Source organism: Bacteroides sp. D20 (assembly GCF_003436255.1).
GTDB lineage: Bacteria > Bacteroidota > Bacteroidia > Bacteroidales > Bacteroidaceae > Bacteroides > Bacteroides uniformis.
Genome location: NZ_QSOO01000008.1, coordinates 194386 through 208005 on the forward strand (window position 1 = coordinate 194386; position 13620 = coordinate 208005).

Genomic DNA, 13620 nt, shown 5'->3' on the forward strand with positions numbered 1-13620 from the left:
AAAAGAGATATCCTATCCCCAATCTCATTCCACCAATAGGTCATTTAACATCTTCATTACTATACAAAACTCATTTCAAGAAATTATTCTGATTAGAAACAAAAGCCGCTTCAGATTCCGGTTCAGAGTCTCCGTCCGGATTGTTAGGGTCAATCTCCTCACCAGCTATGTCCGTAATACGGAAATAATAATCTCGATCAAGCGTCACTGCTGCGAGGTCAAATTGTGAGCCTCCATTGTTATTATTCATTATCAGATTGTAAGTCAATCCCTTATTTGCTTCACCTGTATCGTAATAATTATACGTGACACCTTTTATCTCAACACTACCGGTTGGTAATATTCCTGGCCAACTGCCAAAGAGTTCCGGTATATCATTTCCCCACGCATATATGGTTGTTTCTGCCCATCCGGACTGGTCTTCAATAAAAATGGTATAACCATCATGGATGACCACTGCATCCGGATCTATTTCCGTCCAACCGCTTTCTGTGATTTCCAAATATATGTCACGGTCAAGAGTAAAGTTCTGTGGTCCATCAAATTGTGAACCTACTCCATTATCGTTAAATATCAAATTGTAAACCAATCCCTTATTTGCTTCACCTGTATCAAAGTATTTATAGGTAATTCCTTTTATCTCAACGCTACCAGTAGGTGAAATACCGGGCCAACCTCCAAAAAGTTCCGGCAAATCATTTCCCCACGCATAAAGTGTCAGTGCATCCCAACCTGTATTGTCCATCACGAACACAGCATAACCGTCATGGGTCACTTCACTTGGGTCTTCCGGCTCCTCAAAATAAGCATTCCAGCGGGTTACCGTTATATCAGTGCGAGTACCTACCTTAGCCGAAATTTGATGTAAAGCATCCCCATTCTGCAAAGTACGCTCTATACCTTGTGTCTTAGAAACGAAATAAAAGCCATCGGCAAGTGTCTTTCCATTAACAAAATCTTCCGGATAGAGGTATATGCCCCATTTAACATCATTGTTTGCAGCTTTCTCCATCTGCCACTTAAGGTCTCCGGAAGCAGCATCCTGACCTCCATTGAAATCGCCTGCAATATAAATTATTTCATCGGCACCAGTTCCTTGGGGCATAATCACCTCCAGCAAGATAGCATCGCTACGAAGTTCAAATTGCGGCAACTCATGGTCAAACACAATTTCCTCCTTGTCACAACTACTGATGAAAGCTACAAAAAGCAACAAAAGCCATAGCGGATTACATATATATTTTTTCATTGTTACTATTATTATAGGATGATTAATAATTAGGATTCTGTACCAGTCCCGGATTTACCATAAGGGCAGACTGGGGCAAGGGATACCACTCGTATTTGCGGTCACGTTTAGCCGGATAGCTTAAACCGTCGTCCGTGGCACGGCCAAAGAACCACCATTGCCCTTGCGTAAACTTATCGAAACGACGCAAGTCTGTACGACGACGACGCCCCTCTCCCAAGAATTCAAGTCCCCATTCACTCAACATCCAATCCATATCAAAGGATGTAAAACCAGGACCGGGCTGTTCGAGAGCCGATTTATCTGTAAAATAGCGTGTTTTAACTCTATATACCAGTTCTTTAGCACCTTCCGTATCACCTGCACGCATTTTACATTCAGCAAGAGTATAGACCACTTCACTCAAACGGAATTCCACCTCATCGATGTTTTGGAAATCAATGCCTGCACTCTCCGGATAAACCGGATATCTTACCAAACGGACACCTGAATTCGTTTCACCCCAGCGAGGTGACATGACAGTCTCCAGATTACGTCCTAAATTAAGGAATGTACCCACCTGATCCACATAAACCAAATCCTGACCGTCACGGTCGGCATCTGCTTTCAAAGCCGCACCCTTACCATAGTTGGCTTTAATAGCCCCTTTCAAAAAAATGCCTTGATAGTTTCCTGTTGTTTCATTATACACATAGTTCTGCTTACGGATATCTTTATCGTGGAAACGTTCATAAACTGCTCCTAACTTATCACCGTAGTCGGTAAGAAAGCTCTTAGGATTGTCAGTACCACCATACGGCTGTACATTTCCAGAATTATCCCATGAAGGTGCCAAGCATACACAATTCCATCCGCTCTGGCTGTATGTACCTCCAAAGTAATCCCAACAATTGTAAGGCATGAAAGGCATGTTACGCATCCAACCGGTATTGACCTGACCGACTTCCATCGCCAATGCCATTACAACTTCCGGACATTCTACATTGTTTATCGAATAAATATCGCGATAGTCATCGGTAATGCTGTAAGTACCATAATCGCCATTCAGAATTTTTTGGCAAAGAGTGGCACACTCATTATAACTGTTTTGTTTGATAAACACCTCAGAATTCAGCAACAAGCGCATCTTAATCATACGATTGGCAGCTTGGTTCATGCGGTTGCGAGTCTTTCCAGAACCATCTTCTTTCATAAGATCTGTAACTGACTCATCTAATTCCTGACTGATAAAATCGTAGATAATCTTGCACCCCTTATCAAAATCAGTATCTGCAGAACCAGGGATTTCCGCACCCGAAGAAATGTTCAAGGGAAGTGCTCCACCCCAAATCTCAAAGATATTGTAGTATGCCCAAGCACGCAGGGTACGTACTTCGGCAATATAACTATTCAAAGCATCCTCAGTCATGCGTATAGATGCGGGGCTGATTGCCTGCAAATCTGTAATAAGCGTATTGCAAAGCCCAATAGTGGTCCACGCATTCTCCCAAGTTTGGCGAATAATGGTTGATTCTGACGTCCAGGTATGTGAAGACAAAGCAAACTTCAATGCCTCATCCCATCCCCAAAGTCCACCGTTCCAACTGCGCCATGCCACCTGGTCGGCAGAAAACTCCTGCAAATACCAGAAGTATTCCAAATAACTATATGCAGCTTTCGAATAGATGGCTGCCACTGCCCCCTGAACACTCGTCTCATCTTGATAATAAATTCCGGCATCCACACGATCGAACACTTCCTCGTCCAAATTAGTACAAGAGAAAAGTGAACATGACATAATCATCGCCAATAACCAACGACATTTTATATATTTCATATCTTTCATATTTTTAATAATTTGTTTCTCATTTATTTGAAGCGAAGAGTCACACCTAAACTCAATTGAGTTGCTGTAGGATAAGCACTATTACTATCTACTCCCGGCTGGATACCATTCACGTCTATAATTGAAGGGTCATTACCAGAATATCCGGTCAAGGTAAACAGATTCTTGGCAGACAGATATATGCGCATATTATCCAGTAACTTACGGTTCTTAGGAGTAAAATTATATCCCAAGGTTACATTTTCCAGTTTTATGAAGCTACCATCCTCCAGGAAATAGGAAGATATTACTCCACCACCGGTACGGATATTCTTATCTTCCAGATACGCAGAGCGAAGAACATTATCTGTACCACATCCCTGAAGCCCCATACCATATTTACGCATATTGAATACATCAAAACCGAATGTACCGCGGAAGAATACACTCAAATCAAAATTTCTCCAAGTCAGGTTGTTACTCCAAGACAAGAAGTGCTTGGGAGCACCATTGCCAATATAACGTTTATACTTGGCATCAGCCTGAGAAATCGGTATTTGCTCATCTTTATCATTCAAAATAAGCATATTGCCATTTTCGTCAACACCTGCATATTCATAACCGTAGAACTGCCCTATCTCTCCCCCTTCCTGCACACGGAAGAAATATTCGCTGGAGCCAGTACCCGGTTTTAAGTAAAGGTCGAGATAAGATGCCTTGTAAATATCGTTAGAAAGTTTGGTCAACTTAGTCTTCCCATAAGAATAATTGATTCCGCTCGTCCACTTCACTGCTGTTTTAGTAAGGATGTCACCATCCAAAGATACTTCTATACCGGTATTTTTCGTTGTTCCAACGTTAACCAAAATAGTGGAATAGACAAAAGGCGGTTGAGGTGCCGTGTACGTATAAAGCAAGTCTTTAGAACTACGGTCAAAATACTCCACTGAACCACGTAAACGATTCCATAGAACAAAATCAACACCCAGATTAATCGCAACGCTCTTTTCCCAAGCCAAATCCGGATTAGCATTACTAGAGGGAGCATAGCCCGTTACCCAACGCCCGTCAAAGAGATAACTACCATTGGTATTGTAAGTAGAAAGTGATTTATAAGCATCAAAATCCGAACGACCGGTAATTCCGAAAGAAACACGCGGTTTCAAACTGGTCAACACTTTCCGGGTATTCTTCATAAAGCCCATCTCCATCATTTCCCAAGCCAAAGAAGCTGCTGGGAAGTACCCCCACTTTTGGTTAGCACCAAATTTGGAAGAGCCTTCATAGCGCAACGAAGCCGATGCAAAAAGCATATCCTTCCAATTATAGTTCAACCGACCAAAGAAGCCAATAAGTGTCGATTCAGAGCGACCGCTATATAAACTTGCCAAACCATCCTTCAGATAAGAGCCACTGCCCAAATCCCAATATTTCGTATTATCAAAAGAGAAGTCGTTGTTACTACCACCAATCTGTTCCCAGATAGACTTCTCATAAGTATAGCCCACTACAGCCTTAATATTGTGGTCGCCCAAGTTCAGTGCATAATTTCCCAACCACTCCAATCGATTGGTGTACCATTTCTGATACTTCATTTCCGCACGTCCTTTATAACCATTCCAATAGGACTCCGAACCGGCAGACGAAGCATAATATTGTTGCTTCATGTCATTGTAATGCAATGAGTAACTTAATGTTGTATTCAACAAATGCTTTTCTGTCTGCAAAATATTCAGTTTAGCCTCAGCCGTACCCAACAAATACATACGCTGGCCGTTGTTATCTCTCAAAGCAAGCTCCGCAACCGGATTGGTTGCACCCGTAGGAGAAGTAGGCTGATAATACGAACCGTCTGCATTATATACCGGCATTGTAGGATTCATTGTGAGTGCCCTATCGAAGAAACCATCATTTCCCCAGGTTTCATTTACACGACGTGCACTCAACGAACCGTTGAATTGTAAGCGATTCTCCAGTACACGCTGTTCCATAGAAAAACGACCTCCAAATTCTTCACGACCACTCACGATGTCAAGTCCATTGGCACTTTTGTAATTGAAGGAAGCACCATAGAAACCATTCTTTGTGCTACCATCAATAGATATATATTGGTTTGTGTCGTATGCTACATCACGAGTAATCAGTCCATACCAGTCAGTGTCGGCTCCATAGTCTGTACCTCGTCTCGAACGACGGAATTCATCAGCCGACAGAATATCCGGAGAGGGCTTGGCTACATTAAAAGCGATGTAACTGTCATATGTGACTACCGTTTTTCCAGCTTCACCCGAGCCACGTTTCGTTGTAACTAAAATCACACCATTAGCACCTCGCGTTCCGTAAATAGCAGCTGAACCCGCATCTTTCAATACCGTAATAGATTCAATATCCTGTGCAGCGATGTTACGGATATCGCCACCTGCCACACCATCTATGACAATCAAAGGACTATTACTTGCAGAAACAGATGTTGCACCACGTACTTGTAATGAAGAACTGGAGTTAGGATTGGCAGCTGCCTGCGTATTGACATTCAAGCCCGCGACTTTTCCCGATACCATTTCCATCGGGTTATTCATAGCCCCCAAATTAAAATTTTTCTTATCCACTTGTACAATGGAACTGGAAACTTCTTTTTTACTCAATGAACCGTAACCCACTACTACAACTTCTTCCAACACCTGCTGGTCATCATGCAAGACAACATCAATCTTGTTTCTACCGGATACGTTCAGTTCCTGCGTTTGGTAACCTACATAAGAAAAAATAAGTATTGCATCAGGATTGACATTCAATAACACATAGTTACCGTCAATGTCAGTTATCACCCCCGAAGTTGTACCCTTTACCAATACACTTGCACCGATAAGACCTTCACCCGTTGCATCGGTCACCTTTCCTTGTACCTGAAGTTGTTGCGCAACAGCAACACCAGTCATCATAAGAAAACCCAGTAAAAGGATCATGCGCTTTTTAAGGCATCTCTTTAGACTTTTCTTTTTCATCTTATTAGAAATTAGTTAAACAATAAATAGATTGATGCAAATGTATTATCAAAACAAACGCACGATTTGGGCTGAGATAAAAATCTAAAGTCCTGCAACAGGCAATCAACTATAATACAACGCATTACAAAAATGCTATTGCTACTAATTTCTAAATCATTTCTAAACTTTTTAAGGCAGAAGAAAGCCTCAAAAGGAGGATAAAATCAAAAAGAAGTTATTTTCATCACTCGTTCTTCAAAGTCCTCTTTACAAAGAGACTTGTTTTTTAGCTTGGAACGATAAGTATAGATGGTAGTTATGGAATAACGCAAAAATTCTGCAATACGCGCACTGTCTGTAATACCTAAACGAATCAGTGCAAATATGCGCAGTTCGGTAACAAGCAATTCTTCATTTTTAGGATGCAATTGTTCTTCAACTGGCAACAAACGATTAAATTCTTCTACAAAGTTAGGGAATATCTTAAGAAAAGATACATCGAAATTGTGATAGAACTCTTTCAACTCTTGATTTATGAAACGGTCGGACTTCAATGTACGATATAACTCCTCAAGTTTACCGGCAGCAGCCTGCTTGTTCAATATGCGGCGATATTCTTCCATCTTACTTATATAAGAGGAACTTAAACTGAGGAAACGTCCCAAATACTCTTCCTTAATATGATTGGCTTCCGTAAGAGTCTGATTAGTATGCAATAATCGTTCATTAGCCTCATGTTGAGACTTGTTCAGCTTCTTCAATTCACTATTCAATATACTCAATTGGGAATTGGCAGCAACAACTTTTTTACGGGCATAAGACAATTTTTTCATTTGCCATAGCACACACAGTACTGTCAATAGAAGGAAAACAGAAAGGATACATATGCCTGTAATAAACATTCTCTGCCGCTGTTGCTGTATTTCCTTTTCTTGCTGATAAGCACGATCTATGAGCGGAAGCATCTTGGAATTCTGCGAACTACGCAACCGAGTAGTATAATAATTAGCATCTTCCATACTAATCTTGATATAGTGATTAGCACGTTCCAAATCGCCCATTCCATAAAGTAATTCCGCTAATGCGCACAAAGAATAATTTTCTTTCACCACTGCCCTAATGTCAGCAATGGCACTGCTAATACGTGCTTCCATTTCTTTCTGCTTGTTCCCCACGACATGATAAGCAAAAGCCAGAATTGAAGTAGCTACTGCATACTCACGCGTATTGGATTTCAACCGAGGTAAAAAATTCTTCAATAAACATATAGCCTCCTGACTTTTTCCCTGGTCAATGAGCTGAGGTGCATGCACGACTACATATCTATAAGTATCTTCCGGTACTAGGCTGATTATAGAATCCCTATACAAATTTGCTATCCGAAGATAATTGTTCACGTAGTTCCGATCAGTGGCGTACTCTGCCTGATAGAGATATAGGTTTTCAAAACATACATAATAGTCCACTATATTTTCACCCTCCAACGTGTTACGAGGAAGCGATTTCAGCAATTCCATTGCTTCAACAAAAAGGCCCGAAGTATTTAGAATATGTACTTTATTTAATATAGAACTATTTATCCATTGCCTATTATTTAGCCGTGTGGCAATAAGAATATTTTCATTTATATAATGTAATGCAGAATCACTAATATAAGAATTATATTCGGCAAAAAGACGATTTTGTATCAGATAACGCTCCATGTCAGTAAGCCTCCCTTGCTTCAACTCATCCTTTATCAAAGAAATATACCGTTCTTTTTCTTCCTCGTATTGTCTACGCATTACGATAGTCTTATCCAGAACAGACAAAAGGCTATCTATTGCAGATGCATACATACCAAGCGAACATGGCAACAGCATTATTATTAAAATCAAGATACGCATCATAGGTTAACATTGTGACATAACTTCGCAAAGTTACAATTTTCTTCTGTTATGAAAATACGATTTTAGTATTTTCTTTGGCATTATAAGTCGTACATCATAGGGATTATACATCTACCGAAATTCATATTTCCTCTACTTCGGATAGCTTTTAAAGCTTTTATGGCAGTTTTCAAACCTCCTTCTGCCTAATAATGGCTAACATTGCAACCGAAACCAAAGGTTGACATCAACATGAGAAAGACATTATTATTTTTATACCTTTTATCTCTCGGCAGTATTGCCGCATACGGTCAGACACGTCTGACCCAAGACCCCAAACTGGAACGACAACTCCACGAAAGCGGACTGATACATCAACCCCTCCCCCTGGATATTGAAAACTCTTTCGAAACCAACGGATGGAAAAAGGAGGTCTTGCAAAGCGCTCCTCTCACCCGCTCGGCAGGTACAGAGGGATGGAGTCATTCCGGCGCAGGAAGCATGTCCTTCAGTACGGAAAAGACCGTTTCCGGCAAAGGCAGCATCAAACTGCAATTCCCCACATTCACCGGGAAAAGGGCGACCGGCTCTCCTTCCGACCCAGACTATGCCACCTACGGAAACAGCAGTGTTACCTATCATCTAGACGGCGCCAATCTGGAGAAGTACAACCGCATCGTATTCTCCATCTATCCCGATTGCGACGGCGCGCGCATCGTCAACATGAACCTCACGTTTCGCAATGCAGATACTCCTGCCAAGAAAGGATATAATCAGCCTTCGGGTTCACACCTCATTAACCTTATTAATAAGAAGTGGAACCAATGCTTCCTCGAAATAGACGAGTATCAGCGCGACAAGGTGATATCCATCACCTTCAGCACAGCCCTCAAAGGCAAAGACCGGACTACAGGAGATTCAGCTATCTACTACCTGGACAATCTACAACTGCAAACGGTGAAAGCCCCTGAGAAAGTCAGCGGATGGATACCTGCCGATGGAAAAATCTCCTACTCGACAACCGGCTATGCCGTCAACCACCCCAAAACCGCCCTCATCAACACAAACCTCACCATAGACGCCGGAAAGCGCTTCCAACTGCTTACCCCAACCGGAGAAATAGCTTACGAAGGAGACATCCGAAAAGAGAAAACCACTCTCGGAGAATTTGGCCTTATTGATTTCACCTCCTTCAATAATCCCGGAGAGTATCAGCTGAAGGTCGGAACATCGCTAACTCCCACCTTCCGGATTGGAGAAAGACTTTGGGAAGATTCACAATGGAAAGTTCTGAATTTCATCTTTTGCCAGCGCTGTGGACATCCGGTTCCCGGCAAGCATGCCTCCTGCCACGCAGACCTGATGTCCCGGCATGACGGACGCAGTATCTCCTACTCTGGTGGATGGCACGATGCGGGCGACTTGTCCCAGCAGACCCTGCAGACGGGAGATGTGGCTTTTGCCCTGCTCGAAGCCTATAATAAACAAAGAAACACCAACCCCACCCTCGCCGCCCGCCTGCGCGAAGAAGCGGAATGGGGAGTGGAGTTTATACTAAAGAACCGCTATGGAGACGGCTACCGCGCCAGCAGCATGGGATTGCTAATCTGGCAGGATGGTGTATTCAACACACTGGACGACATATCTTCTGTACGCGTGCAGAACATGGCATTCGACAATTTCCTCTATGCCGGATATGAGGCGTATGCCTCCATGACGCTGGACAACGACCCGATGCAGCAGGAATATCTTCTGCGCGTGGCCGAAGAAGATTTCGCTTTCGCCATGGAGAAATTCAAGAAAGACGGTTTCGACCAGTTCGTCCAGCCTTACGAACACAGTTACAACACTTCGAAAAGTCAGTATATGGCTACCATCTCCTGGTCGGCAAGCCAATTATACAAGCTGACCGGAAAACCTTCTTATGCGGACATCGCCGCCGAATACATCCGCTACACCCTCGACTGCCAGCGCACGGAACCGCTGAAAGACAAAGACGGGACACGCGGATTCTTCTACCGGGACAAATCCCGCAAATCCATCGTACATTACATACACCAGTCGCGCGAGCAGGTCTATATGCAGGCTATGGTGATGCTTTGCGAAACCCAGAAGGAGCACCCCGATTACCCTAAATGGGTGAATTCCATACAACTATATGGAGACTATCTGAAAGGAATGATGAAGTATACCCATCCCTACGGTATGATTCCAAGCGGTGTTTACCATGCAGAGGAATATAAGGATACCACCAACTTCTACGCCCTCCATCTGTTTCCCCCTGCCAATGCCAAGGAACTGTACACGGAACAGATTAAACGAGGAGTACAACTGGACAAAGAGCACTACATGAAACGTTTCCCCGTGTGGTTCAACATTTTCAACGGCAATACCGCCATCCATCTTTCCAACGGAAAGTCCGCCGCCATCTGCGGAAACTTCCTGAAGGACAAGGAACTGCTCAACATCGGTCTGGAACAGTTGTACTGGACCGTAGGCAAGAATCCTTTCGGACAATCCTTGATTTATGGAGAAGGACACAACTATCCGCAACTGAACACCTTCTCTTCGGGAGAAATGACAGGAGAGATGCCCGTCGGTATCCGTACCCTGGGCAACGACGATGTCCCCTATTGGCCGCAAACCAACAATGCCTGTTATAAAGAGGTATGGGTTACCTCGGCAGGCAAATGGCTGTCTCTGATTGCGGAATATTAGATAATGAAGAATTAATACTTATAAATTATAAATTACAAATTATGAAACATCTGTTTATTTTATTGTTTACGGCTTGCACCCTGCTGACGTACGCACAAGTCCCCGAAGGTTATCCGGCAAACTATGCCAAAGCTCCTCGCTTCAAGGCCTTGATTTATTACACGCAACATGCGGAAGAAGCACACGTACAATTTGCAGAACAAGCAACCACTTTCTTCAAGAAGCTCAATTACGGTGACGGCTTTGTTCTGGATATTACTACCGATTTTTCAAAATACCCATACGAGAAACTGAAAGAATACAATGTCATTATCATGCTTAACACATCCCCCAACACCAAGGCCGAACGCGATGCTTTTGAGCAATACATGGAAAACGGAGGCGGTTGGGTAGGTTTCCACGCAGCTGCCTACAACGACAAAAACACGCATTGGCCCTGGTTCGTTAAGTTTCTTGGTGGTGGGGTGTTCTATTGCAACAACTGGCCTCCCCAGCCGGTATTGGTCGAAGTCGACAACGAAGAACATCCCGTTACCAAGAATCTGCCTGCATCATTCGTGGCTCCCGCCAGCGAATGGTACCAATGGACTCCCAGCCCCCGCCAGAACAAGGACGTAGAGGTACTCTTGTCCCTATCTCCCAAGAACTATCCACTGGGTATCAAGGATGTAGTGAATTTTGGCGACTTCCCCATCGTATGGTCCAACAAGAATTACAGAATGATTTACCTGAATATGGGGCATGGTGACGAAGAGTTTATCGACGGTACACAGAACCTGCTATTGGTTAATGCTTTCCGCTGGGTAGTGAGCAAAGACAAAAGCGGCAACCCGTTCCTCAAATAAAACGGTTTCCATAACAGCAATCAAGAGAATAAATAGGGGATAATTCCCCTATTTCCTATGTTAACACTACGTTTTTATGCCGAAACAGATACTTTTCCTTCGAAAAGTATCTGTTTCGGTCGTTTTATATAGATACCCTTGCCGGTTCCCAACGGGTCGGAATGACAGTTTCATATCGTTGAAACCAAAAGTTTCACTTGCTGAAACTTTTAGTTTTACGAAAGGAAACTAAAGGTTTCCCTTAATGAAACCAATTATTTTCCCAATCAAAACTTCTCGTATTTAGTCTCAAAACTAAAAGTTTCATGTTGAGAACTAAGACAATAGCCACTTTTACGATTCACCCAATAAATAGGAGGCATCATCTTTTAGAAAGATTGGAAAGCGTGATAGATGGTTGTAACGTTTTTTATCTGTCACGGGTATCTATCACGCTTTAATTGATTTATAATCAAAACAATACACCCATTTGCGTGATAGCATGACAGATGTTTTGCCAAAACAAACTTTGTGAAGGAACAAAAAATCCCCGGTATTATTCACAAGGAAATACCGGGGACTCTTCAGAAAAAAACAATCAAAACTTATAACCAGCCAGGGTTCTGTGTCAAGCCACCTTTAGCTCTATCCATTTCCGACTGGTCAATTGGAAAGTATCTGAACTTCTCCGTCCAACCTTTGTTACCTAAAATCTCTGTTCCTTTATCGAAACGCAGAATATCAAACCAACGCTGCATTTCATCCATAAACTCATACCCACGCTCTTCAAAAAGAATATCCAACAGCTCCTGCTTGCTCTTTCCGGCCAAGTTGATACGATGCTCTTTGTCTTTGAAAGCGCGGTCTCTGACCTGGTCGAACCAGCCTTGCGCATCGGCACTGGCAGTTCCGTTGATGCGTACATCAAGCTCCACAGCCAGCAGCAAAACATCGGCATAACGGTAAATACGCCAAGAGTTATAATAGTTATCCGTAGGATTCACCGTAGACGTCGTCTCCTTTCTCGGATGAATCTTATAGTGCCCCAGACCCTCGTAATTTTCCTGCTGGTCACTGACTTGGAAAGCACTTCCTGCCGGTAGTTCACCTTTGGCCACCATTTCTGCCACTTTTTTAGCCTCGTCCGCATAGACAATGACTGTTCCCTCACGGCGCGTATCACCTTCCTTAAACATGTTGTAAACAGTACTCGGCATGGTATTCTGCCCATAACCTTCGCCCAAGCCGCCCTGCTCGGCACTTCTCGGGTCAACAATGTTACGACCGCCCAAAGAACGTGCAAGCCCAAACCCTTCACCGGAGTTATTGCCGGCATAACATACCTCAAAGATAGATTCCGCACACCATTCTCCGTCTTTCACCCATAAGTTTTGATAATCAGGGTTCAACCGGTATCTTCCACTGGTGATTATTTCTTTCATGTCATTCAATGCCACCTGATATTTAGTCTCATCACGATGGAACAAAATAATTTTGGCACGAAGCAGCTTGGCAGCATCCCGGCAAACGCGTCCCTGCTGTGTAGCACTGCGCTGGGGCAGATACTTAGTCACTTCGTCATCCAAGTCACCCATCATAAACTCATAAATTTCTTCACGGGTTCCTTTGGCAACGCTATACATTTCACTGGCTGCCAGATAATGTTTGATAAGCGGGAATTGCTCATACCCCATAAACAGATGGTAATAGAAAATGGCACGGTAAAAGCGCGCTTCGGCAGAAATGGAATTGACAAAGTCTGCACTGAGGTTGCATCCGGCCAATTTGTCAATCAACAGATTGGCAGCAATGACTCCATTGAACAAGCCAAAATCCCACTCATTCCACCAAGAACCATATCCCCATGCACCGAAACAAGAAGTCGCGTCATAGGTAAAAGTATCCCATTTCGTCTTGTAAGACCCCTCACCGATACCACCGCCGGTTTCGGACTCATCACCCAGCAAAGAAGAGTAAGACCAAACCTCCGGCATACGGGTCTGCATTTCATTCATCACGGCATACAAGCCCTTCATCATATCGTCTTCCGTCTTATAGAATTCGGTTTCCGACACCTGAGTTCTCGGATTCACTTCCAGAAAATCTGAACAAGCTGTGGTCGACAAAGCCATCGCACCCAAAGCCAATACCTTTAATATCTTATTCATTG

Annotated in this window: 7 protein-coding genes; 2 read left to right on the plus strand and 5 right to left on the minus strand. The window is 43.2% G+C overall.

Features of this window, described 5'->3' with window-relative positions; translation table 11 throughout:
• Positions 1–70 precede the first annotated feature (70 nt).
• The 4 genes from DXD78_RS10565 to DXD78_RS10580 form a co-directional block, all read right to left on the minus strand.
• Positions 71–1249 (minus strand): hypothetical protein, encoded by a 1179-nt coding sequence (locus DXD78_RS10565; RefSeq protein WP_005833032.1) that lies wholly within the window; start codon positions 1247–1249, stop codon positions 71–73.
• 22 nt (positions 1250–1271) lie between these two features.
• The gene (locus tag DXD78_RS10570) at positions 1272–3065 is read right to left on the minus strand and encodes a RagB/SusD family nutrient uptake outer membrane protein (protein ID WP_005833034.1); all 1794 of its coding nucleotides are present in this window, start codon (positions 3063–3065) and stop codon (positions 1272–1274) included.
• Positions 3066–3097: 32 nt separating this feature from the next.
• Entirely contained in the window at positions 3098–6058 is a 2961-nt protein-coding gene (locus DXD78_RS10575) for a SusC/RagA family TonB-linked outer membrane protein (RefSeq protein WP_005827017.1), read from the minus strand.
• 206 nt (positions 6059–6264) lie between these two features.
• A complete protein-coding gene (locus DXD78_RS10580; protein WP_005827019.1) occupies positions 6265–7929 on the minus strand; it encodes a DUF6377 domain-containing protein in 1665 nt (554 codons plus the stop codon).
• 231 nt (positions 7930–8160) lie between these two features.
• On the opposite strand from DXD78_RS10580, the gene DXD78_RS10585 reads away from it, so the two are divergent.
• A complete protein-coding gene (locus DXD78_RS10585) occupies positions 8161–10626 on the plus strand; it encodes a glycoside hydrolase family 9 protein (RefSeq protein WP_009037996.1) in 2466 nt (821 codons plus the stop codon).
• Positions 10627–10667: 41 nt separating this feature from the next.
• Positions 10668–11471: a ThuA domain-containing protein gene (locus DXD78_RS10590; protein WP_008665150.1), complete on the plus strand. Its 804-nt coding sequence runs from the start codon at positions 10668–10670 to the stop codon at positions 11469–11471.
• A 584-nt stretch (positions 11472–12055) separates the two neighbouring features.
• On the opposite strand, the gene DXD78_RS10595 is transcribed toward DXD78_RS10590, so the two are convergent.
• Positions 12056–13618 carry a RagB/SusD family nutrient uptake outer membrane protein gene (locus tag DXD78_RS10595; RefSeq protein ID WP_005827028.1) on the minus strand — a complete coding sequence of 521 codons (1563 nt, stop codon included), beginning with the start codon at positions 13616–13618 and terminating at the stop codon, positions 12056–12058.
• Positions 13619–13620 lie beyond the last annotated feature (2 nt).